This is a genomic window from Pseudomonas sp. 43(2021) (genome assembly GCF_017490805.1).
Classification (GTDB): domain Bacteria; phylum Pseudomonadota; class Gammaproteobacteria; order Pseudomonadales; family Pseudomonadaceae; genus Aquipseudomonas.
On record NZ_JAFGYJ010000001.1, the window covers coordinates 199,086 to 222,425 of the forward strand.

General features: G+C 64.4%; 19 protein-coding genes and 1 riboswitch. Of the genes, 13 read left to right on the plus strand and 6 right to left on the minus strand.

Annotated elements, in window-relative coordinates:
* The first annotated feature begins 103 nt into the window (after window positions 1-103).
* The 7 genes from J5M71_RS00845 to J5M71_RS00875 all read left to right on the plus strand — a co-directional run bounded on the left by J5M71_RS00845 (window position 104) and on the right by J5M71_RS00875 (window position 8,246).
* Window positions 104-1,861 carry a carbamoyltransferase gene (locus J5M71_RS00845; RefSeq protein ID WP_207828621.1) on the plus strand — a complete coding sequence of 586 codons (1,758 nt, stop codon included), beginning with the start codon at window positions 104-106 and terminating at the stop codon, window positions 1,859-1,861.
* Complete coding sequence (locus J5M71_RS00850; protein ID WP_207828623.1) at window positions 1,845-2,975, plus strand: glycosyltransferase; 1,131 nt, start codon at window positions 1,845-1,847, stop codon at window positions 2,973-2,975. Before J5M71_RS00845 ends, J5M71_RS00850 begins: the two co-directional genes overlap by 17 nt.
* A complete protein-coding gene (locus tag J5M71_RS00855) occupies window positions 2,975-3,871 on the plus strand; it encodes an antimicrobial resistance protein Mig-14 (protein WP_207828625.1) in 897 nt (298 codons plus the stop codon). The genes J5M71_RS00850 and J5M71_RS00855 overlap by 1 nt, the downstream gene beginning before the upstream one ends.
* The gene (locus tag J5M71_RS00860; RefSeq protein ID WP_207828965.1) at window positions 3,868-5,271 is read left to right on the plus strand and encodes a PIG-L family deacetylase; all 1,404 of its coding nucleotides are present in this window, start codon (window positions 3,868-3,870) and stop codon (window positions 5,269-5,271) included. Before J5M71_RS00855 ends, J5M71_RS00860 begins: the two co-directional genes overlap by 4 nt.
* Window positions 5,272-5,320: 49 nt before the next feature.
* On the plus strand, window positions 5,321-6,277 hold the full coding sequence (locus tag J5M71_RS00865) for a glycosyltransferase (protein ID WP_207828627.1): 957 nt from the start codon (window positions 5,321-5,323) through the stop codon (window positions 6,275-6,277).
* A gap of 66 nt (window positions 6,278-6,343) precedes the next feature.
* Window positions 6,344-7,117, plus strand: a complete 774-nt coding sequence (locus J5M71_RS00870; RefSeq protein ID WP_207828628.1) for a glycosyltransferase family 2 protein — start codon at window positions 6,344-6,346, stop codon at window positions 7,115-7,117.
* A 37-nt stretch (window positions 7,118-7,154) separates the two neighbouring features.
* Window positions 7,155-8,246, plus strand: coding sequence for a glycosyltransferase (locus J5M71_RS00875; protein ID WP_207828629.1), 1,092 nt, complete (start codon window positions 7,155-7,157; stop codon window positions 8,244-8,246).
* A 3-nt stretch (window positions 8,247-8,249) separates the two neighbouring features.
* Here the strand turns inward: J5M71_RS00875 and J5M71_RS00880 are convergent, their stop codons facing one another.
* The gene (locus J5M71_RS00880; protein WP_207828630.1) at window positions 8,250-8,855 is read right to left on the minus strand and encodes a toluene tolerance protein; all 606 of its coding nucleotides are present in this window, start codon (window positions 8,853-8,855) and stop codon (window positions 8,250-8,252) included.
* Between the two features lie 100 nt (window positions 8,856-8,955).
* Between J5M71_RS00880 and J5M71_RS00885 the strand changes: the two genes are divergently transcribed.
* From J5M71_RS00885 to hldE, 3 genes are all read left to right on the plus strand, one after another.
* Window positions 8,956-10,131: an O-antigen ligase family protein gene (locus J5M71_RS00885; protein WP_207828631.1), complete on the plus strand. Its 1,176-nt coding sequence runs from the start codon at window positions 8,956-8,958 to the stop codon at window positions 10,129-10,131.
* A gap of 15 nt (window positions 10,132-10,146) precedes the next feature.
* Window positions 10,147-11,955, plus strand: coding sequence for a lipid A export permease/ATP-binding protein MsbA (gene msbA, locus J5M71_RS00890; protein ID WP_207828632.1), 1,809 nt, complete (start codon window positions 10,147-10,149; stop codon window positions 11,953-11,955).
* A gap of 130 nt (window positions 11,956-12,085) precedes the next feature.
* Window positions 12,086-13,507, plus strand: a complete 1,422-nt coding sequence (hldE, locus tag J5M71_RS00895; protein WP_207828633.1) for a bifunctional D-glycero-beta-D-manno-heptose-7-phosphate kinase/D-glycero-beta-D-manno-heptose 1-phosphate adenylyltransferase HldE — start codon at window positions 12,086-12,088, stop codon at window positions 13,505-13,507.
* 131 nt (window positions 13,508-13,638) lie between these two features.
* On the opposite strand, the gene J5M71_RS00900 is transcribed toward hldE, so the two are convergent.
* From J5M71_RS00900 to J5M71_RS00915, 4 genes are all read right to left on the minus strand, one after another.
* The gene (locus J5M71_RS00900; RefSeq protein WP_207828634.1) at window positions 13,639-14,607 is read right to left on the minus strand and encodes a metal ABC transporter ATPase; all 969 of its coding nucleotides are present in this window, start codon (window positions 14,605-14,607) and stop codon (window positions 13,639-13,641) included.
* A 52-nt stretch (window positions 14,608-14,659) separates the two neighbouring features.
* A complete protein-coding gene (locus J5M71_RS00905; RefSeq protein ID WP_207828635.1) occupies window positions 14,660-15,472 on the minus strand; it encodes an aldo/keto reductase in 813 nt (270 codons plus the stop codon).
* Entirely contained in the window at window positions 15,469-16,644 is a 1,176-nt protein-coding gene (locus J5M71_RS00910; protein ID WP_207828636.1) for an FAD-dependent oxidoreductase, read from the minus strand. The genes J5M71_RS00905 and J5M71_RS00910 overlap by 4 nt, the downstream gene beginning before the upstream one ends.
* A gap of 193 nt (window positions 16,645-16,837) precedes the next feature.
* Window positions 16,838-17,170 (minus strand): multidrug efflux SMR transporter, encoded by a 333-nt coding sequence (locus J5M71_RS00915; RefSeq protein WP_063911950.1) that lies wholly within the window; start codon window positions 17,168-17,170, stop codon window positions 16,838-16,840.
* A gap of 87 nt (window positions 17,171-17,257) precedes the next feature.
* On the opposite strand from J5M71_RS00915, the gene J5M71_RS00920 reads away from it, so the two are divergent.
* Both J5M71_RS00920 and waaA read left to right on the plus strand, forming a co-directional pair.
* Window positions 17,258-18,148 (plus strand): LysR family transcriptional regulator, encoded by an 891-nt coding sequence (locus J5M71_RS00920; RefSeq protein WP_207828638.1) that lies wholly within the window; start codon window positions 17,258-17,260, stop codon window positions 18,146-18,148.
* An 11-nt stretch (window positions 18,149-18,159) separates the two neighbouring features.
* Complete coding sequence (gene waaA, locus J5M71_RS00925; RefSeq protein ID WP_207828640.1) at window positions 18,160-19,431, plus strand: lipid IV(A) 3-deoxy-D-manno-octulosonic acid transferase; 1,272 nt, start codon at window positions 18,160-18,162, stop codon at window positions 19,429-19,431.
* A 114-nt stretch (window positions 19,432-19,545) separates the two neighbouring features.
* Here waaA and J5M71_RS00930 read toward each other — a convergent pair whose 3' ends face one another.
* On the minus strand, window positions 19,546-20,982 hold the full coding sequence (locus tag J5M71_RS00930) for a TolC family outer membrane protein (RefSeq protein ID WP_207828643.1): 1,437 nt from the start codon (window positions 20,980-20,982) through the stop codon (window positions 19,546-19,548).
* A 160-nt stretch (window positions 20,983-21,142) separates the two neighbouring features.
* Window positions 21,143-21,249: riboswitch (TPP riboswitch) on the plus strand.
* A gap of 154 nt (window positions 21,250-21,403) precedes the next feature.
* Here J5M71_RS00930 and thiC point away from each other — a divergent pair.
* Entirely contained in the window at window positions 21,404-23,284 is a 1,881-nt protein-coding gene (thiC, locus tag J5M71_RS00935) for a phosphomethylpyrimidine synthase ThiC (RefSeq protein WP_087499604.1), read from the plus strand.
* The last annotated feature ends 56 nt before the right edge of the window (window positions 23,285-23,340 follow it).

The window sequence follows — 23,340 nt, forward strand, 5'->3', positions numbered from 1 at the left end:
AATGCAGTGCCTATCCTGATGTTTGCGTTATAATCCCGCCCTTTAGCCGCCACCCGCCCAAGAGGCCGCTGGCGCATTTCTACCGAATGAAGAGGCTAATCCCTTGGCATTGACGATTCTTGGCCTGTCCGGCGCCCTTAGCCATGACCCTTCCGCGGCCTTGTACATTGACGGCAAGCTGATTGCCGCCGCCGAAGAAGAGCGCTTCGTGCGTGACAAGCATGCGAAGAACCGCATGCCCTACGAGTCGGCGAAGTTCTGCCTGGAACAGGCAGGCATCAAGCCATCCGACGTCGACGTGGTAGCCATCCCGTTCGCCCCGATCAGCCTGTTCGGCAAGGCGCGCTGGCACTATGCCAAGCGCTACTGGTACGCCCCGGACCGCGCCTTCGACGCCATCCTGATGGGCAACCGTCGCTACAAGCGCTACCGCAAGAAGATTGTCTGGTGCCTGGAGCAACTGGGCTTCGACCCGAAAAAGGTCAAGATCGAGCCGGTCGAGCACCACCTGGCCCACGCCTCCAGCGCCTACCACTGCTCGGGCTTCAAGGAAAAAACCGCAATCCTCGGCATCGACGGCAAGGGCGAATACGCCACCACCTTCTTTGGCTATGGCGAAAACGGCAAGATCCACAAGATCAAGGAATTCTTCGACCCGGACTCGCTGGGCGGCCTGTACGGCGCAATCACCGAGTTCCTCGGCTTCGAGATGCTCGACGGCGAGTTCAAGGTCATGGGCATGGCGCCGTATGGCGACGCCAGCAAGTACGACTTCTCGCGCCTGGCCAGCTTCGAAAATGGCGAACTGGTGATCAACACCGAATACGCCAACGTCATCGGCCTGCGCCGCTATAAAGAGAAGGGCAAGGGCTTCTACTTCTCGCCGAAGCTGATCGAATGGCTGGGCCCCAAGCGCGAAGGCGATATCGCCGACGAGCCGTACATCCATTACGCGGCCAGCATGCAGGCGCTGTTCGAGAAAATCGCCCTGCAGATGATCGACTACTATCTGGGCGACACCCTGCGTGAAACCGGCAAGCTGGCCTTTGCCGGCGGTTGCGCGCTGAACGTCAAGCTCAACCAGAAGATCATCGCCCGCCCAGACCTGAAAGAGCTGTTCGTGCAGCCGGCTTCTGGTGACGCGGGTACCGCCGTGGGTGCTGCCGCCTACGTTTCCCACGCCCGTGGCGTGCCGGTCGAGAAGATGGAACACGTCTACCTCGGCCCGTCGTACTCCAACGAAGACGTGATCGCTGCCTGCGCCCGTCACCCGAACGCGCCAAAGTGGCGCAAGCTCGACGATATGCCGCAGCGCATCGCCAAAATCATGGTCGATGGCAACCCGGTGGCCTGGTTCCAGGGCCGCATGGAATTTGGTCCGCGCGCCCTGGGCGGCCGTTCGATCATCGGCTGCCCGAGCGTGCCGGGCGTGGCCGACCGCATCAACGAGCAGATCAAGTTCCGCGAACGCTGGAGACCTTTCTGCCCGTCGATGCTCGACACCGTCGCCCCGCAGATGATCAAGGTCGACCACCCGGCGCCGTTCATGACCTTCACCTTCGAAGTGGCTGAAGAGTGGAAGACCCGCGTGCCGGAAGTGGTCCACGAGGACGGCACTTCGCGTGCCCAGGTGCTCAAGCGCGAGTACAACCCGCGCTACTACGACATGATGAAGGCGCTGGAAGACCTGACCGGCAACGGCGTGTCGCTGAACACCTCGCTGAACCGCCGTGGTGAACCGATGATCTGCTCGCCGACCGACGCCCTGAACATGTTCTTCGGCTCGGACCTGCAGTACCTGATCATGGAAGACATCCTGGTTGTGAAGGACGGCGCGGCCCCGTATGACCAGCCGCTCTGAACCGCGCATCCTGCAGTTCTGCCATGGCTATGACGGGCCGTTCCTGGACTGCGCCCGTCAGTACGCCAGCCTGTTCCAGGGGCGTGGCTACCAGGTCACCACGGTGTTCCTCACCGGCGCAGCCGACCCGCAGGTAGCGGCCGGCTGCGCGTCGGACGAGGTGCTGTTCCTGGAGTTCAGCTCCAAGGCCGTACGCGGCCTGAAGCTCGGCGCCATCCGTGCATTGCGGCGGATCGCGGCCGAGCGCAATTTCGCCTTCTGCATTGCCCATCGCTTCAAGCCGATCTACGTGGCGTTGCTGGGCACCGGCTTGCCGGTGATCGGTGTGCACCATGCCTTCGGTGACTACGAGCGCAAGGGGCGACGCATCTTCGCCAACCTGTTCAGCAAACGCCTGAGCCTGCTGGGCGTGTCGGACGCCGTGCGTGACGACATGCGCCGCTGCCTGCCGCAGTGGCCGGCAGAGCGTATCCAGACCCTGTACAACCGCATCGACATCGACGCCCTGCAAGCGGCCCTGGTGCCGCGCGCCGAGGCGCGTCAGGCCTTGGGCCTGGATGCGCAGGCGTGGATTGTCGGTAACGTCGGGCGCCTGCACCCGGACAAGGACCAGGCTACCCTGCTGCGTGGTTTTGCCGAAGCACTACCGGGGCTGCCGGCCGGTGCCCGCCTGGCGATCCTCGGCAAGGGCCGCCTGGAAGCCAGGCTCAAGGACCTGGCCGCCGAGCTGGGCATTGCCGGGCAAGTGGACTTCCTTGGCCAGGTGCCGGATGCGCGTCGTTACTTCCAGGCGTTCGACGTGTTCGCCCTGAGCTCCGACCATGAGCCGTTCGGCATGGTCCTGCTTGAAGCCATGGTTGCCGGTGTACCCGTGCTGGCCACGGCTTGTGGCGGTGCCCGTGAAGTGGTCGAGGGTGTTGGCGTGCTGTTCCCGCTGGGCGATGCCGGGCAACTGGCCCAAGGCCTGAAGCACATGGCCGTGCTCGATGGGCAGCAGCGCCAGGCCTGTGCCGGGCACATGCTGCAGCGCCTGCATGAACGCTTCTCCGACCAGGCGGTGCGCGAGGCCTTCTGGCAGCTGCCGCAGGTCCGTGCGCTGGTGGGGAAGGCCTGATGCTCAACCGTATCCAGGCCTTCCGCGAGCGCGGTTGGCAAGTGATCGATGCCAAGGCCTACGCCGAGGCATGGGCCCGCTTTGGCGGCAGTGTCGCCACCCATCCTCTGGTGGTCGAGCAGCTTGCGGATCTGGCGCAGATCCCGGTGCGTTACCTGGGCTGGCACCAGGCCGGTGAGCTGAAGGCCGCCATCCCCACCTGGGGGCGCCACCTTGCGCTGTCCAAGGACGTGCTCAAGCGTGCCGGCAAAAAGGCGCTGTTCGACCTGGGTAACGCCGAGATCATCCTGCCGGCGGCGGCCGATGCCGCCGCGCCGTTGCGCCATGCCGCGCGCTACCTGTCCGAACTGAACCAGGGCCGCTTCAGTGGCCTCAAGGTGCAGAAGGAACAGCTGGCCATGGCTCGCGCCCACGAAGACCTGTCGAAGAAGTTCCGCTACAACCAGCGCCGCGAGCTTCGCCTGCTGGAAGAGGCGGGCGGTGTGGTGCGCCCGATCAGCGACTTCAGCGCGCAGGAAATCGCCAGCATGTACTGCGACTTGTTCCAGCGCCGCTGGGGCTTCCCGGCCACCGGTGCCGAGCGCATGGCCGAGGTGCTCGAGCGCCTGCGCGCGCTGCTGATCGGTTCGGTCCTGCTGCTGGACGGCAAGCCGATCGCCATCCAGCTGGTATACCGTGTCGAAGCGCCGGAATGGGTCAGCGTCGAGTACATCAATGGCGGTGTCGACCCTGAAACCAAGGCCTTCAGCCCCGGCAGCGTGCTGAGCTTCCTCAATACCCAGGCCGCCTGGGAAGACGCCCGTGCGCGCAACAAGCCGCTGCGGTTCTCGTTCGGCCGTGCCGACCGCGAGTACAAGGACCGCTGGTGCAACCCCGTGCCGGTGTATCAGGCGTGAGCCGCAAGCAGCAGTTGCTCAAGCGCCACCGGCGCAACAAGCGCCTGGGCCTGCTGGCGGGCCTGGTCGCGCTGGTGGCCTTGGGTGTGCTCAGCTGGTGGTGGTTGCCACTGTTGCTGTTGCCGCTGCTGTGGGTGGCCCATGAAGCCTGGTTTGCCGACCACCTGTTCTATGCGCCAGGCGAGGACTACGCCTACGACTTCGGCGAGCAGACCCGGCAAGCCCCTGCCAGCCTGAACGGCGGCCTGCTCAAGGCTGACTGCGCGCTGCAGGGCAACGAGACCCTGATCCTCGAGCTGCGGGTAGAAAGCCGCTGGCTTGGGCGCTTCCTCGACCCGCAGGTCGAGCTGGTGGCTGGTGAACAGACCGACCGGCAAACCTTCGAGCGCGGCGTCGATGGCGTGCGCTTCCTCAACTTGACCGGCCTTGCCGCACCGCTGCAGGCTGGCGCGTTGCGCCTGCGTGGCCGGCATTGCCGGCTGACGGGCCAGCCGCGCTTGTGGATAACTCCGGCGGTCGAGCTGCAAAAGCGCCGGGTGATGGTGATCGCGCCGCATGCCGATGATGCCGAGCTGGCCGCGTATGGCCTCTACAGCCAGGCCGATGAAACCTGGGTAGTGACCCTGACCGCTGGTGAAATCGAGGCCGAGCACTATCAGCAGATGGGCCTGGCAAAGGCCGAGGCCGCGCGCCTGAAGGGGCGCCTGCGGGCCTGGGACAGTATCGCCGTGCCACGCTGGGCCGGTGTGGCGGAGTCGCGCTGCGTGCAGCTGGGCTACTTCTGCCTGCAACTGCCTGCCATGCAGGCCGCGCCAGACCAGCCGGCCGCTTCTCGCGAGGCCGACCTCGCCGACATTCGCGTATTCCGCCGGTTCAACCCGTTCCCGCTGCCGGCCGACGGCGATGGCGCGCCGACCTGGCACAACCTGCTGGCGGACCTGCGTGCCTTGCTGGAAATGGCCAGGCCAGAGGTGCTGGTGATGCCGCACCCGCAACTCGACCCGCACCCCGACCACATCTGTGCCCAGGCAGCGGTGCTGGAAGCCTTGCAAGGCCTGGCCTGGCAGCCGCAAACCCTGCTGTGCTACGCCAACCATCTGCATGACAACGATCGCTGGCCGATGGGCGACAGTGGTGATGGCGTGGCCTTGCCGCCGCAGCTGAGCGCTGCCCAGGCCTGGGCACCCTGCAGCCTTGTGCTGGATCTGGCGACCCAGCGCGACAAGGCCATGGCCCTGGGCATGATGCACGACCTGCAGCCGCCGGCGCCGTTCAAGCGCCGCCTGCGCCGCTTGTTGCAGCGCTGGCTGGCCGGGCGGCGGCCGTCGCCTTACGGCGAGAACGAATTCTTCCGCAAGGCCGTGCGCCGACATGAACTGTTCTGGCGGCGTGAGCTGTAGCCGCGCCCCCATGGTTGACCGCGATGGCGCAGAGCGCCCAAGGAATGCAATGAAAGTCCTATTTTTGGTGCAGAAGGAACAGCGGGCGATTCTCGACCGCCTGTACGATGGCGTCGCGGCCAACTGCGAGTGCGACCTGCGCTGGCTGACCAGCGAAGACCAGCGCAATCTGCGCCGTTATTTCAAGCGTGAAGTGCAGGTCGAGCGTTATGACCGCATTGTGTTCTTCCTGCGTTTCAAGCAGGAAATCCGCCAGGCGGCGTTCATCCGCACCGTGCCGAACCTGGTCATCCTCGAGCATGATGCCTATCAGAACTACATCCCGTGCAAGTACACCGGCAAGTTCAGCGCCCATTACCGCAAGCTGCCCTGGGCGCGGGTGATCAGCTCCGGCTACATGGTCAGCGAGCGCCTGCGTCAGGAAGGTTTCGATGCCGTGTTCGTGCCCAAGGGCTACGACGAGCAGTTGCTGGCCGACCAGGGGCGTGAGCGCGACATCGAACTGGCCTTCGTCGGCAGCACCAACAGCGTGGCCTACAGTGGCCGCAAGGCGTTGCTGGACGAGCTGGGTCGGGTCGAGAACCTGGTGGTGACCCGTACCAAATCGGGTGAGGACTACTGCAACACGCTCAACCGGATCCGCTTCTTCGTCAGTGCCGACGTCGGCATGGGCGAATACATGATCAAGAACTTCGAAGCCATGGCCTGTGGCTGTGTGTTGCTGGCGTATGACCAGGGCGAGCAAGAGAACCGCGCGCTGGGCCTGCAGGACATGCACAACGTGGTGTTCTATGACAGTATCCCCACCCTTCAGGAAAAGCTCCGCCGTTTGCGTTCGGACCCTGAGCTGGCGCGGCAGATTGCAGAAAATGGCCGCCACCTGGCGGTTTCCCGTTTCAGTTTCGCGGCAGTTGGACGTAGCATCGTCGACCACATGCGCCCGGCGCTCAGGCCCCACCCACCGTTGTCTGCATGGCAGCGGCTGCGCCTGAAGCTGGGCATCTAACATAAGAACTTTCGCGCCTACGGAAAGGGTGCCGGAAGTCGATAGTCGCAATGCGGAGGGAGTCCGGTGCGCTTTTCAGGTGAGAGTGACATCACGCTTGTCGTGACCAGTTGTGGGCGGTTCGATCTGCTCAAAGATACCCTTGAGAGTTTCGATCGCTACAATACCGCGCCCATTCGCGAAGTGTTCATCACCGAAGATTCCGGTGACGATGCCGTGCATGCCGCTGTGCCTGAGCACTGGAAGCCGCATTGCAAGGTGTTCGTCAACCGGCCCAAGCTGGGCCAACTGCCGTCTATCGACCTGGCCTACAGCCATGTAAAGACGCCCTACATCTTTCACTGCGAGGACGACTGGCACTTCTATCGCCAGAGCTTCGTCGAAGACTCCCGGGCCATCCTGGAGGTCAGCCCCAACCTGTTGCAGGTCTGGCTGCGCAGCCATGCCCATGACCTGGCCATCCACAGCCCGTACATCCACCTGGGCGATCGCCAGGTGATCGCTGGCGTCCCTTGCTACCCGCTGCTGTCCGACAAGGCCGAGTGGCAGGCTTTTTCGCTCAACCCCGGGCTGCGTCGCTTGAGCGATTACCAGCGTTGCGCGCCATTTGCCGCCTATGCTGGAGAGAAGGCACTTTCCCGACGCTACGCTGAGTTGAACCTGACAGCGGTCACCTTGGAGGGTGATGCAGTATTACATACTGGATTCGGTAATCACGTGACCTTGCCCATCGAAGTGGAGCGCAAGGCCAAACGTCGTAAACGTGATCGGATCAAGTTGGCATTGACGCTCGTGGCGGGTGCCGTGATTGGCATGGGAATCACCATTTTTGTTCAATGAAGTCGCTGCCCCACCTGGCATGAGCGGGAGAGGGCCCATGAACATCGTCAATATGATGTGGGCGGGTGGAACGCCGTACATGTCCATCCACAAGGTGCATCGGCAGGTGCTGTCGCACGCGGGGGCCGATGCCCGGATTACCAACTGGCTGCTGCTGGGTAGTGGGCTCTGCTGTGGGCTTGGTGCGACCCGGGAGTGGCACATGCCGTCACGGGCGCTGAAAGGGCGGCACTTCTGGCGCCTGTTGCGCCCATGGTTGCGCATGCGCTTGCGCAAGGCGCTGAACGAGGCCCAGGCTGAAGTCGTGCTGCTCGACGGTGTCGGTGTGGCTCGGCTGGTGTTGCCGTTGTTGGAGCAGGTTCCGCAGGTGCGTGCCAAGGTGCTGTTTCACGGCAAGACGCGCCTGAGTGACAGTGATGTTCGCCTGCTGCGCATGTTCCCGGCCGAGCGGCTGAGCATTGCCGCCGTTTCGCAGACACTTGCCGCGTCCATCGAACACGACCTGGGCAGGCCGGTGCAGACCTTGCGCATGGCCCTTGACCCGCGGGCATTCGCCGAGCCGTTGTTGAGTCGAGGAGCGGCCAGGCAGGCCCTGCAGTTGCCACAGGTAAATGGGGTGATGCTGGGCGCGGTCGGGCGGTTGGTGGAGAGCAAGGGCTTCGAAATGCTGATCGAGGCATTCGCCAAGGCCAGTGCGCGCCAGCCGGACATGCAATTGGCCATCATCGGCGAAGGCCCCCTGCGTGCGGTGCTGCAGGCCCGTATCGACGCGCTGGGCCTGGCCGGGCGTGTTCACCTGAGCGGTCACCGCGATGACCTGCAGCAGCTGTACCGGGCATTCGACTGGCTATTGGTGCCCTCGCGCTCCGAAGGCCTGGGGCTGGTGGTACAGGAGGCGGTCATGGCCGACGTACCGGTGCTGTGCAGCGACCTGCAGGTGTTTCGCGAGCAGTTGCAGGACACCGGTGGCTACCTGCCCGTTGCCAATGAAAATGCCTGGGCCGAGGCGATCGAGCGTTGCACGGCGCTCAGTGCCCCGGCGGTAGCCGCCCGGCAGCGCCAGGCGCTGGCCCCGGAGCAGGCCTGGCAGGCGTTCTGCAACGGCTCGCAGAGCCTGCTGCGCAGCTGACGCTCAGCGCGCCAGCAGGGCCGCCTCGAAGTCGGCAAGGGGGAACCGGTCGCCCAGGTTCTCCCGTTCGATATAACGCACCATGTGCTGCACATTGCGCCGAATCATGCGCGCCGACAGCGGCGGGCGCAGGAAACGCATGTCGGCCACGTCGATCAGGCCCAGTTGCTGGTCGGGGGTGACCACCACATTTCCCAGGTGCAACGAGCGGAAGTACACGCCGCTGCGGTGCAACTGGCGGATCAGCTCGATGAGGCGCGGCAGATAAATACCCCAGTTGAAACCTTCATCGCGCGACATTTGCAACAAGGTGCGCCCTGGCAGCGGGCGGTACAGCACGGCAGTGCGCCCTGGCAGGTCGAGCTTGTGCTGGCTGATCACTTCCAGAGTGGGGATGCCCAGTTGTGCCAAGCGCGCGGCGTTGTCGACGAAGCGCTGCGAGTACGGGCGCAGCAGTGCAGATGAAATCAGCCGCTTCCTACGGAAAACCTTGAGGAAATTACCATCCGCAAGCAGGTAGACTTTGGCGCCATGGCTATCTGCCTCAAGCACCTGTGCGCCTTGTGTCAGCTGATCGAAGTCGACCTGGGTGAGCCGGGAGCATTGCATGAATAGAGCCTTGTCGTCTGGCGAGCAAAATGACCGGCAATAATGCCGAAAATAATGCAGTTGCACCATGGATGGTGTCTTTGATTCATCGGGGGAAAGGATGTTGTATCAAAAAAACTGGGCGCGAGCCTGGTTGGGTTTGGGGTTGGTCTGGTTCCTGGCAGCGATTGCCTTGGCACCGAGCAACAAGATTTATCAGCAAGGCCTGGTGTTGTTCCTGTGGTTGCCAACGCTGGTAATGGCGTGGTCCGCACGGCAAGTAATCGTGCAGGCCTGGCGGCGTCAGCCGGCCTTGTGGGGGAGTGTGTTGTTGCTGCTGGCTTGGAGCGGGCTCAGCCTGACCTGGTCTGCCGCGCAAGACCCGGGGCGCGAGGCCAAGCGCCTGCTCTACATCCTGCTGTTCCTGCTGGCGTTCCCGCTGCTGGCCCAGCTTGGCCTGGCCCGCATTCGTCAGCTGCTGCTGGCCGGTAGCGCCTTGCTGGCCGTGGCCGCGCTGGTTTCGGTCATCCATTTCTACGGCGTGCTGGGCATGCCGCTGGTGGCCCGCCTGGAGGGCATCGGCGAAATATCGCACCCGATCCTGGGCGCCTACGTCATCGGTTCGGCCGTGCTCTTCCTGCTTTACGAGCCGCCGCGGCAACGTGGCCTGCAGCTGTTGTGGCTGGCAGCACTGGCGTGCCTGGGGTTGTTTGCCATGCTCAGCCAGAGCCGTGGGGCGGTCCTGGCCCTGGTGCTCACCGTGATCATGGCGCCGCTGTGGTTCCGTGACCGCCACAGCCAGGTGTTCGCCATGCTGGCGGCCATTGCCACCGGCCTGGCCTTCTATCTCGTGTACGACCTGATCGCCCAGCGCGGCTCGTCCTACCGGCCGGAAATCTTCCATGCCGTGGTCGACATGATCGCCGCGCATCCCTGGACCGGCCTTGGCCTGGGGGCTGCCTACGACGTGAGTGCAGTGGGCAAGCACTTCGACCACACCCACAACATGTTCACCCACATCGCAGTGGAGATGGGCCTGCCTGGCATGCTGCTGTGGGTCATGGTGTGGCTGTACACCCTGGGCGAAATCATCCGCGCACGCGGCACGCTGTTCGGCAAGATCCTGCTTGGCTTCTGGGTCTACTCGACCTTGGCCATGCAGTTCGATGCCGCCAGCCTCACCGGCACGCCACGTGCCGAATGGTTCATCAGCTGGCTGCCCGTGGGCCTGGCGATGTTGCTGCCATGGGGGCGTGCCGAAAATGACGCCTGTGGTAAAATTTCCGGTTCAACCTGAACAGCGAGCTTGATAATGGCCGAAACACCGCGACCGGCGGAACACACCTCCAGCCTGAAGATCTACTTCCGGCTGCTGAGCTATGTGAAACCCTATGTCGGCATTTTCCTGCTGAGCATCATCGGTTTCGTGATCTTTGCCTCGACCCAGCCGATGCTGGCGGGGATCCTGAAGTATTTCGTCGATGGGCTGAGCAACCCCGAAGCGGTGTTGTTCCCCAACGTCCCCTACCTGCGCGACCTGCAACTGCTGCAGGCGGTGCCGCTGCTGATCATCCTGATTGCCGCGTGGCAGGGCCTGGGCTCGTTCCTCGGCAACTACTTCCTGGCCAAGGTTTCCCTGTGCCTGGTGCACGACCTGCGTGTGGAACTGTTCAACAAGCTGCTGGTGCTGCCTAACCGCTACTTCGACAACCACAACTCCGGGCACCTGATTTCGCGCATCACCTTCAACGTGACCATGGTCACCGGTGCCGCCACCGATGCGATCAAGGTGGTGATCCGCGAAGGCCTGACCGTGGTGTTCCTGTTCGGCTACCTGCTGTGGATGAACTGGCACCTGACCTTGGTGATGGTCGCCATCCTGCCGGTGATCGCGGTGATGGTCAGCGTCGCCAGCAAGAAATTCCGCAAGCAGAGCAAGAAGATCCAGGTGGCCATGGGCGACGTCACCCACGTCGCTTCGGAAACCATCCAGGGCTACCGCGTGGTGCGCAGCTTCGGCGGCGAGGCCTACGAGCAGGAGCGTTTCGGCAAGGCCAGCCAGAGCAACACCGACAAGCAGCTGCACATGACCAAGACCGGCTCGCTGTACACGCCGATGCTGCAGCTGGTGATCTACACCGCCATGGCCGCGCTGATGTTCCTGGTGCTGTTCCTGCGTGGTGACTCCACTGCCGGTGATCTGGTGGCCTATATCACCGCCGCCGGCCTGTTGCCCAAGCCGATTCGTCAGCTTTCGGAGGTCAGCTCGACCATCCAGAAAGGTCTGGCCGGTGCCGAGAGCATCTTCGAGCAACTGGACGAAGCACCTGAAGTGGACAGCGGCACCGTCGAGAAGGAACGGGTGGAAGGGCGCCTGGAAGTGCGCAACCTGAGCTTCACCTACCCGGGTACCGAGCGTGAGGTGCTGAGCGATATCAGCTTCGTTGCCGAGCCGGGGCAGATGATTGCCCTGGTCGGTCGCTCCGGCAGCGGCAAGTCGACCCTGGCGGCGCTGATCCCGCGCTTCTATCACCACGACCAGGGGCAGATCCTGCTCGATGGCGTGGAGATCGAGAACTATCGCCTGCGCAACCTGCGTCGCCACGTTTCGCAGGTGACCCAGCACGTCACCCTGTTCAACGACACCGTGGCCAACAACATCGCCTATGGCGACCTGGCCGGCGCCCCGCGCGCCGACATCGAAGCCGCTGCGGCCGATGCCTACGCCAAGGAATTCGTCGATCGCCTGCCGAAAGGCTTCGATACCGAAGTGGGCGAAAACGGCGTGCTGCTCTCCGGCGGCCAGCGCCAGCGCCTGGCGATCGCCCGGGCACTGCTGAAGAACGCACCGCTGCTGATCCTCGACGAAGCCACCTCGGCGCTGGATACCGAGTCCGAGCGGCATATCCAGGCTGCCCTGGACCATGTGATGCAAGGCCGTACCACGCTGGTGATCGCCCACCGCCTGTCGACCATCGAGAAGGCCGACCAGATCCTGGTCATGGACCAGGGCCGTCTGGTCGAGCGCGGCACCCATGCCGAGCTGCTCGCGGCCAATGGCCATTATGCCCGCCTGCATGCCATGGGCCTGGATGAACCGGCCAAGGCCGATATCACCTGAACCCTCGTTGATCGGGGCCGTCGCGGCCCCGATTGTCACGGGAATTTTCCTGGGGTGATCTGGCCATAAAGCCGTCGTCTACCCTGTGCTAATATCCTGCCCCTGTTCATTATTTCCATATGGGTTGCCCATGAAGTTGTCCATGCCGCGTTTCGATCAAGCCCCGGTACTGGTGGTCGGCGATGTCATGCTCGACCGCTACTGGCATGGCGGTACTTCGCGTATCTCGCCTGAAGCGCCAGTCCCGGTGGTCAAGGTCGATCAGATCGAGGATCGCCCCGGCGGCGCGGCCAACGTTGCCTTGAACATCGCCGCCCTGGGCGCACCGGCTTCGCTGATTGGCGTCACCGGCCAGGACGAGGCCGCCGACAGCCTGGCCAACAGCCTGCAGGCTGCAGGCGTGCGCTCGGTGTTCCAGCGCATCGCGCACCAGCCGACCATCGTCAAGCTGCGGGTCATGAGCCGTCACCAGCAGTTGCTGCGCATCGATTTCGAAGAACCGTTCGCCACCGACCCGCTGTCGCTGGGTGCCGAGGTCGACAGCCTGCTCGAAGGCGTCAAGGTGCTGGTCCTGTCCGACTACGGCAAGGGCGCACTGAAAAACCACCAGAGCCTGATCCAGGCGGCGCGGGCCAAGGGCATTCCGGTGCTGGCCGACCCCAAGGGCAAGGACTTTTCCATCTACCGTGGCGCCAGCCTGATCACCCCCAACCTCAGCGAGTTCGAGACCATTGTCGGCCGCTGCGCCGATGAGGCCGAGCTGGTCGCCAAGGGCCTGCAGCTGCTGCAGGACCTGGACCTGGGCGCCTTGCTGGTGACCCGTGGCGAGCATGGCATGACCTTGCTGCGCAGCGGCCAGCCGGCGCTGCACCTGCCGGCGCGGGCGCGTGAAGTGTTCGACGTGACCGGTGCCGGTGATACCGTCATCTCCACCCTCGCGGCGGCCATTGCTGCCGGCGAGGACCTGCCCCACGCAGTGGCCCTGGCCAACCTGGCGGCGGGCATCGTGGTCGGCAAGCTGGGTACGGCTGCGATCAGCGCCCCCGAGCTGCGCCGGGCGATCCAGCGTGAGGAAGGCTCCGAGCGCGGCGTGCTGGGCCTGGAGCAGCTGCTGCTGGCCATCGATGACGCGCGGGCGCACAAAGAGAAGATCGTCTTCACCAACGGCTGCTTCGACATCCTGCATGCCGGGCATGTCACCTACCTGGAGCAGGCGCGGGCCCAGGGCGATCGCCTGATCGTCGCGGTCAACGATGATGCCTCGGTCAGCCGCCTGAAAGGGCCGGGCCGGCCGATCAACAGCGTCGACCGGCGTATGGCCGTGCTGGCCGGGCTGGGGGCGGTGGACTGGGTGATCAGCTTCCCCGAGGGCACGCCGGAGAACCTGCTGAGCCAGGTCAAGCCGGATGTGCTGGTCAAGGGTGGTGACTATGGCATCGACCAGGTGGTGGGGGCCGATATCGTCAAGTCCTATGGCGGTACCGTGAAGGTGCTGGGGCTGGTCGAGAACAGCTCGACCACGGCGATCGTCGAGAAGATTCGCAAGAACTGATGCTTTGGGGGCTGCTGTGCAGCCCTTCGCGGGCATGCCCGCTCCCACAAGTACGGCGCAGGCTTGAGCATTACACCGCTCCTGTGTGGGAGCGGGCGTGCCCGCGAAGGGCCGCATAGCGGCCCCAATCATCATTTATGCAGTGAAGTACGCGCCCGCTCCAGCAGTTCCCGCGCCTTGTCGCCAAACCGCTGCAGGTGCGATGCCCGCACCGGCTTGCTCTCCACCAGCCCCTGCTGCTTCACCCAATCCCTCCAGCGCACCCGCTCGTCCGTGACCACCCAGCCCTCCTGCCGTGCAAAACTTTCGGCCAGGTACAGCCCGCGCGTGCTCGCCGGCACCAGTTCGTCTTTCTTCACGGTATACAGCTCAGCCAGTGGCTGGCCGTCCTTCAACGGCATCAGGTACAGGTCCGGCCGTTTGCGGTTGAGCCGCGCCACCAGTTGGTCGCCCTCCAGCCGCTCATCCACGTGGAACAGGCTGAGTTTCTTGGCGTCCCGGGGTACCTGCAGGCGCATGTCATAGATCAGTTGCAGCGAGGCGGTGGGCAAGTGCACATACGCCCGTGGCCGTTCCAGCAGCATCAGCTTGCCGCAGTGCACCGGGCGCGCCGCACCGGACTCCGGGGCCAGCACGAAGTGTGGCGTTTCGCGGTAGTGCAGGGCGGCAGCGTAGGGCACCGGCAGCCAGGTGTCGTTGAAGCGCCCGCCCAGCCAGCCCTCCGGGGTTTCCAGCAGGCATTCCTCGGCCACTTCCTGCACGGCGGTGTGCAACGGCAGGTTCAGCTCCTGCGCCGGTACATAGCCGGAAATCAGTTTCAGCACCACATCGCCACGGTCTTGCCGGCGCTGACGTACCAGCACCCAGTAATCGCGGTTCTGCCAATGCAGGGTCAGCCGCACCGACACGCCCAGGTTGGCCAGTTCGACCACGAAGCGCTGCACGTCGGGCAGCTGGATGGCCTTGCGCCGCTGTTGGGTCTGGGCAAAGTTCAGCGGCATGCCGATGCTCTGGTAGATCAGCCCTTCGGGCGTGGCCTCGACATGCAGCGGCAGTGTCTTGAAGTTGCTCGGGTTCTTGCGGATCAGCGTTCGCGCCACGAGGCTCCTCCTTGCGTCGGGTCAGTCTCCAGGCCCTTGGGCCTGGGGCAACTCAATGCTGGCCCAGGATACGGGCGACGGTGGCCACGTTGTGGGCCAGGTGCAACGGATTGATGGTGCCGACGATAGCACTGCTGACGCCCGGGTGGGCGAACAGCAGTTCGAAGCTGGCTTGCACCGGGTCGATGCCCGGGGCCAGGCAGATATGCCCGCTGGCCAGGGCCTTCTTCACCAGGATGGCCTTGCCGTGTTCGGCAGCGTAGTCCAGCACCGGGCGTTCTGCCTGTTCGTTGAGGTTGTAGGTAACCATGGCGCAGTCACCTTGCTCCAGCGCCTTCAGGCCGCCGGCGACGGTCTTGCCGGACAGGCCGAAGCCGAGGATCTTGCCCTCCTGCTTGAGCTCGGCCAGGGTCTGGTAGACCTCCTGCTGTTCAAGGATCGCCAGGTCGTTGCCGTCGGAGTGCACCAGCACCAGCTCGATACGGTCGGTTTCCAGTCGCCGCAGGCTGCGCTCCACAGAGCGGCGGGTGTGGGCGGCGCTGAAATCGAAGTGCGACTGGCCGTTGTCGAATTCTTCGCCAACCTTGCTGACGATTACCCATTCATCGCGCTCGCCGCGCAACAGCGGGCCCAGGCGTTCTTCGCTGCGGCCATAGGCCGGGGCGGTGTCGATCAGGTTGATGCCCAGCTCGCGGGCCTGGGCCAACAGCAGGCGGGCTTCGTCATCGCCGGGGATGGTGAAGCCGGTGGGGTACTTCACGCCCTGGTCGCGGCCCAGCTTGACCGTGCCCAGGCCTAGCGGCGAAACCTTGAAACCGGTGCTGCCCAATGGGCGATGGAAGTCGTGCAGGGTGGGCAGGCTCATGGCAGCAGTCGCTCCCAGGCCGGTACGCCCAGCGGTGGGCGTGGCAGGTCGGCCAGGTCGGCCTGCGCCTGTGGGCGGATGCCGTCGCGCTCCAGGTGGCTGATGACCCGGTCGCTGAAGTCCGGTGCCAGGGCCAGCTTGGTCGGCCAGCCGACCAGCAGGCGTTGCTGGTCGGCGAGGAAGGCGTTGTCCGGGCGTACCAGGCCTGATTGTGCAGGTTCCGCGCGGTCGACCCGCAGGGTGGCCCAGCGCACCTGGCTCTGGTCGACCCATGGCAGCAGGCTGGCGATTTCTTTCTGTGCCGCGGCGATTTGCGCAGCCGGTTCGCGGGCAACGCCATCGGCTTCGGCCAGGTCGCCGCCCAGGTACCAGACCCACTGGCCATCGGCGGCCGGGTGGGTGGTAACCGTCACCCGTGGCTTCGGCCCGCCGCCCAGGCAATGGGCGTAAAGTGGTTTCAGGTTGGCACCCTTGGCCATGACCATGTGCAGTGGGCGTGTCTGCATGGCCGGCTGGCTCAGCCCCAGGCCATGCAGCAGGTCTTCGGTGCCGGCGCCGGCGCTGAGCACGATGCGCTGGGCGCGGATGTCGCGCTCGTCCACGCGCAGGCCGATCAGGTCGTCGCCCTCGCGCAGTGGCTCGATGCGTTCACCGGCCAGCAGGCTGTCGCCTGCCAGTTCGGCCAGGTTGGCCAGCAGGCTGGGCACGTCGATGACCAGCTCGGCCAGGCGATAGACCTTGCCCTTGAAGGCGCGGTCCTGCAGCGCGGGTGGCAGTTGCTCGCCCTTCACCTGGTCGACCCTGCCGCGCACGGCCTTGCTGGCGAAGAAGCTGGTGAGGTTGCCGGCCAGGGTGCCTGGCGACCACAGGTAGTGGGCGTCGGACAGCAGGCGGGTGCTGGTCAGGTCAAGCTCGCCGCTGCCGCTCAGCGCTTCGCGCCAGCGGCGCGGCATGTCGGCGATGGCTTCCGAGGCGCCGGTGAGGGCGCCGTGCAGGGCGTACTTGGTGCCGCCATGGATGATGCCCTGGGACTTGATGGTCTGCTCGCCGCCAAGGCTGGCGCGTTCCACCAATACTGTCGAATAGCCCAGACGGCGCAGGCGGGCATTGAGCCAGAGGCCTGCGACCCCGGCGCCGACGATCAGCACGTCAGTGGAAATGGCGGATGGCATGGCGGTACCTCGAAGACTGGGACAGCTGGCAAGTATACAGGGTCGCGCCTGCGGGGGCTTTGCGATCCTTGGGGCTGCTGTGCAGCCCATCGCGACACAAGGCCGCTCCCACAGGTAGAGCACATGCTTTTGTGGGAGCGGCCTTGTGTCGCGAAAGGGCCGCAAAGCGGCCCCGACAATATTCAGGCGAACATCAATGCCCAGCCGTCTTCGAAAACAGCTGAATCACCACCACCCCTCCCACAATCATCGCCATCCCCAGCATCGCCGGTACATCCAGCTTCTGCCCATAGATCACCAGTGCCGCCACACTGATCAGCACAATCCCCAGCCCAGACCAGACGGCATAGGCGATCCCCACCGGAATGCTGCGCACCACCAGGGTGAGCATCCAGAACGCGATGCCATAGCCAACCACCATCAGCAGCAACGGCAAGGGCGTGCTCAAGCCTTTCACCGCTTTCATGGACGCGGTGGCGATGACTTCGGCGCAGATGGCGATGGCGAGGTAGGTGTAGGCATTCATGGCGAGATCCTCCGGTAACTGGGTGGGCATTCTAGGCGTTACCTGGATGGGGTAAAGTCATTACCTATCAGTATGGGAGATAGGTCGATGGCCGAGCAGTGGAACCTTGAACAGCTACGTACCTTCCTGCGCGTTGCAGAACTGCGCTCCTTCTCTGCCGTGGCCCGCGAGCAGCGCAAGGCCCAGTCGGCGATCAGCAGCGCGATCGCCCTGCTCGAAACCGACCTGGGGGTCACCTTGTTCGAGCGCAGCAGTGGCCGGCAACCCAAACTGACCGAGAACGGCAGCGCCCTGCTGGAGGATGCCCGTGAACTGTTGCGCCAGTGTGAGCGCCTGGATGGCCGTGCGTTGGCGCTGATGCGCGGGCAGGAGGCCCTGCTGCGGGTCGCCCAGGACGAAGCCATGCCCTATCAGCCGGTCATCGACAGCCTCGACGAGCTGGCCAGCCGCTACCCGTTCCTGGAGGTGCAGCTGGCCAGCGGCGCCCAGGGCGACGTGGCGCGCAAGCTGGTTGAGCGGCGCGCCGACCTTGGCCTGTTCTTCCACCACGAGAGCATCCCGGCTTCGCTGGAGCGGCGGGCTCTGGGCAGTGTGGAAATGGTCACGGTGTGCGCGGTCGGCCACCCGCTCGCCGGCGAAGGCCGGGTCACTCGCCAGCAACTGGCGCGCCATCGACAATTGCTGATCGCCCCGCAGCAAAGCGGCTACCCCGGCGGCGAGGCGATCAGCCCGCAGGTGTGGCGCGCCGACAGCTTCTACGCCATGGCCGAACTGCTGATGCGCGGCCTGGGCTGGGCCTGGCTGCCGCGGCACGTGGTGCAGTACCCGACCTACCAGGCGCACATGGTCGAACTGGACAGCGAGTGGCGGCCACCGGCCTTGGTGGTGGAACTGGCCTGGCGCCGTGACGCGCCACTGGGGCCGGCCGCGCAGTGGCTGGCCGAGCGCTTTGCGGTGCACCTGCGCGCGATCGGGTAAACTCCGCGGCCATGAACAGAACTCTCTATACCTTGTTGTTTCACCTGGGCCTGCCGCTGGTTGCGCTGCGCCTGTACCTGCGCGCGCGCAAGGCGCCGGCCTATGGCCAACGCATCGGCGAGCGCTTTGCCTTCAAGCTGCCGGTCATGCGCCAGGGCGGCATCTGGGTGCACGCGGTATCGGTGGGCGAGAGCATTGCAGCGGCACCGATGGTGCGTGCCTTGCTCAAGGCCTACCCGGGATTGCCGATCACACTGACCTGCATGACTCCGACCGGATCCGAGCGTATTCGCGCCATGTTCGCCGACGAACCGCGCGTGCAGCATTGCTACCTGCCCTACGACCTGCCTTGGGCGGCAGGGCGTTTTCTTGATCATGTGCAGCCGAAGCTGGGCATCATCATGGAGACCGAGCTGTGGCCCAACCACATTCACCAGTGTGCGAAGCGCGGCATTCCGGTAGCGCTGGCCAACGCACGCTTGTCTGAGCGCTCGGCCCGTGGCTATGGGCGTTTTGCCAGGCTGACCCGGCCCATGCTGGCCGAGATGAGCCTGATTGCCGTGCAGACCGAAACCGAGGCCCGGCGCTTCCGTGACCTGGGCGCGCGTCCGGAGTGCGTGCAGGTCACCGGTTCGATCAAGTTCGACCTGAAGATCGATGAGCAACTGTTGCCGCGTGCCAGGGCATTGCGTGAACAGTGGGGGGCTGCACAGCGCCCGGTGTGGATCGCCGCCAGCACCCATGAAGGTGAAGACGCATTGATCCTGCAGGCACATCGGCAGTTGTTGCAGGTGCATGGCGATGCCCTGCTGATCCTGGTGCCGCGCCACCCCGAGCGCTTCGCTGCGGTGCATGCGCTGTGCAGCGAACAGTTCACCACCGTGCGCCGCTCTGCCGGCACGCCGGTCGATGCGCAGACGCCGGTACTGCTCGGCGACACCATGGGCGAGTTGCTATTCCTCTATGCCTTGGCCGACATCGCCTTCGTCGGTGGCAGCCTGGTGGCGACTGGCGGGCACAACCCGCTGGAGCCGGCGGCGCTGGCCTTGCCGGTGCTGATGGGGCCGCATGTGTTCAACTTCCTCGAAATCAGCGCGATGCTGCGCGAGGCGGGGGCGTTGCAGCAGGTGGATGATGCCGACGGGCTGGCCGAGGCGGTGCGGCGGCTGGTCGAGTTGCCGCAGGACGCGCAGCGCATGGGCGAGGCAGGCAGGGCGGTGATGCGGGCCAACCAGGGGGCCTTGCAACGGTTGCTCGATGGGCTGGGTGCGTTTATCCGCTGATTTTTGCATTGGCTTCTTCGCGGGCTCGCCCGCTCCCACAGGATTGATGCATGCTTCGAGGGCTGCGCAATCCCTGTGGGAGCGGGCGAGCCCGCGAAGAAGCCAACACCTATCTCAAGGCCTGCGCTCGAAGTTCTTGGCGGCGGCGGCAGCCAGGTCCGGTGGCAGGAAGTCCTTGTCCGGGTTGTAGTCCGGCTTCAGGTACTGCTTGAGGTCCTGCAGGTCCTGCGGGCTCAAGGTGCCGGCTGCCTGCTTCAGGCTCAGGTTGTCGAGGATGTAGTCATAGCGGCTGTTGTTGTAGTCGCGTACCGAGGTGTACAGCTGGCGCTGGGCATCGAGCACGTCGACGATATTGCGGGTACCCACCTGGTAGCCGATCTCGGTGGCTTCCAGCGCGCTCTGGTTGGAGATGATCGACTGCTTGCGCGCCTGCACCTGTTCCACGTCGGTGTTCACCGCGCGGTGCAGGTTGCGGGTGTTTTCCACCACCTGGCGGCGCAGGCTTTCGCGCTGCTGCTCGCTCTGGCTCAGGCGCTGGTAGGCCTCGCGCACCTGCGAACTGGTCAGGCCGCCGCTGTAGATCGGGATGTTCAACTGCAGGCCGATGCTGGTCTGCTCGACGTCGCCACTGTAGTGCACGTTTGGCTGGGCAGCCGAGTTGGTGAAGCCAAGATTGTCGTTGTCGCCTTTCTGGTACTTGGCAACCGCATCCAGCGTCGGCGCATGGCCGGCCTTGCGCTGGCGCAGGGTTTCCTCGGCAGCGGTGACCGCGTGGTTGGTAGCCAGCAGGTTGAGGTTCTGGCGCCCGGCGGTTTCAACCCAGGCCTTGGCGTCGTTGGGCGTTGGCACCTGTACCGGTAGGGTATGCACCACGCCCTGGATCGAGGTGTACTCGCGGTTGGTCAGGGTAACCAGTGCCTCGAAGGCATCCTGTACCTGGCGCTCGGCAATGATCCGGTTGGCCCGTGCCGTGTCATAGCTAGCTTGGGATTGCAGTACGTCGGTCTTGTCGGAAAGGCCGACGTCGAACCGTTCGTTGGACTGGTCCAGCTGGCGCTTGAAGGCAGCTTCCTCAGCCTTGGTCGCGGCCAGGTTGTCCTGGGCGCGGAGCACGGCGAAGTAGTTTTGCGCGGTTTGCAGGATCAGGTTCTGCTCGGTCGCCGACAGCTCCAGTGCCGCCTGCTCGTTGACCGCCTCGGCCGCCTGCAACTGGAACCAGCGGTCAGCGCGAAAGATCGGTTGCGCCAGGGTCGCGCTCCAGGTATTGCCGCTGCGGTTGCTGGTGGCCGACGGCTCGTCGAACTTGGTGCGGGTGTTCTGCATCTCGGCACCGGCCGAAAGATTGGGCAGCAACCCGGCACGGGCCTGCGGCACCACTTCGCGGCGGGCGCCGTAATCGGCGCGGGCTGCAGCCAGGTCAGCATTATTGTCGACCGCTTCCTGGTAGACGCTGACCAGGTCGGTCTTCACTGTTTGGGGCACGTCCGCTGCCCAGACCACTCCGTTGGACGCACAAGACACGGCTATTGCCAGTGAGAGTTTGCGCAGCATAGAGGCAATCCTTGTACGAAATTGAATTACTGAACTGTTGAGTATCGAGCGACGGGCCAGTTTAGTGCCATGCGCACCCGGCAACAATCGCTCGGGGTGCCTTTCATCATCCGCGCATTTACCTGCTTGGCTTTGCCGACCACTCCAGTCTAGACTGCGCATGTTCTTGTCGGGGTGCCTTGAAGCAAAGGCTGAGATCGCAAAGTTGCGGATCCCGTTGAACCTGATCAGGTTAGCGCCTGCGTAGGGAACAAGATTGCTCGCCTTCCCGGGGAGCCTCTTGTGCCAGGTCCGGGATTGTCACAGTTGCATGCAGCTTCAGGCACCCCCATATCCGGCACTGCACCCATGAAGGGTGCGTCCGCGCCTTTCAGGTTCACCCCGACATTCCACTGCTAGGAAGCCGTCTGGAGAGCCTGTGATGACCAAACAAGAAAAAGCGATCAACCTCAGCGAATCGGCACAAGTCGATCAGCAGTCCGTGCAACCGTTCCCGCGTTCGCGCAAGGTGTATGTCGAAGGCTCGCGCCCGGACATCCGCGTGCCCATGCGTGAAATCAGCCTGGACGACACCCCGACCGATTTCGGTGGCGAGTCCAATGCCCCGGTACTGGTCTACGATACTTCCGGCCCGTACACCGACCCCAACGTGGTCATCGACGTGCGCAAGGGCCTGGCCGACGTGCGTTCGGCATGGATCGACGCACGTGGTGACACCGAGCGCCTTGCCGGCCTGAGCTCCGATTTCGGCCAGCAGCGCCTGAACGATGCCGAACTGGCCAAGCTGCGTTTCGCCCACGTGCGCAACCCGCGTCGCGCCAAGGCGGGCGCCAACGTCTCGCAGATGCACTATGCCCGCCAGGGCATCATCACTGCCGAGATGGAATACGTGGCCATCCGCGAAAACATGAAGCTGCAAGAGGCACGCGCCGCCGGCCTGCTCGACGAGCAGCACGCCGGCCACAGCTTCGGGGCCAACATTCCGAAAGAAATCACCCCCGAGTTCGTTCGCCAGGAAATCGCCCGTGGCCGCGCGATCATCCCGGCCAACATCAACCACCCGGAACTGGAGCCGATGATCATCGGCCGCAACTTCCTGGTGAAGATCAACGGCAACATCGGCAACAGTGCCTTGGGTTCCTCGATCGAGGAAGAAGTGGCCAAACTGACCTGGGGCATCCGCTGGGGTTCGGACACGGTCATGGACCTGTCCACCGGCAAGCACATTCACGAAACCCGTGAGTGGATCATCCGCAACTCGCCGGTGCCGATTGGTACCGTGCCGATCTACCAGGCCCTGGAAAAGGTCAACGGCGTGGCCGAAGACCTGACCTGGGAGCTGTTCCGCGACACCCTGATCGAGCAGGCCGAGCAGGGCGTTGACTACTTCACCATCCACGCCGGTGTGCTGCTGCGCTATGTGCCGCTGACCGCCAAGCGCGTCACCGGTATCGTCAGCCGCGGTGGCTCGATCATGGCCAAGTGGTGCCTGGCGCACCACAAGGAAAACTTCCTGTACACCCACTTCGAAGAAATCTGCGAAATCATGAAGGCCTACGACGTCAGCTTCTCGCTGGGCGACGGCCTGCGCCCCGGCTCGATTGCCGACGCCAACGATGCTGCACAGTTCGGTGAACTGGAAACCCTCGGCGAGCTGACCAAGATTGCCTGGAAGCACGACGTGCAGTGCATGATCGAAGGCCCTGGCCACGTGCCGATGCAGCTGATCAAGGAGAACATGGACAAGCAGCTGGAGTGCTGCGACGAGGCGCCGTTCTACACCCTCGGCCCGCTGACCACCGACATCGCGCCTGGCTACGACCACATCACCTCGGGCATTGGTGCGGCGATGATCGGCTGGTTCGGTTGCGCCATGCTCTGCTACGTCACGCCCAAGGAGCACCTGGGCCTGCCGAACAAGGATGACGTGAAGACCGGCATCATCACCTACAAGATCGCCGCTCATGCCGCCGACCTTGCCAAGGGCCACCCGGGCGCGCAGATTCGTGACAACGCCTTGTCCAAGGCGCGCTTCGAATTCCGTTGGGAAGACCAGTTCAACCTCGGCCTGGACCCGGACACTGCCCGTGCCTACCACGACGAGACCCTGCCGAAGGAATCGGCCAAGGTCGCGCACTTCTGCTCGATGTGCGGGCCGAAGTTCTGCTCGATGAAGATCACCCAGGAAGTACGCGAGTACGCCGCCAAGATCGAAACCGTGGATGTGACGGTCGAGCAAGGCATGCGCGAGCAGGCCGAGCGGTTCCGCCAGGAAGGCAGCCAGCTGTATCACAAAGTCTAAGACCGCTGGGGCCGCTTTGCGGCCCTTTCGCGACGCAAGGCCGCTCCCACAGGGAC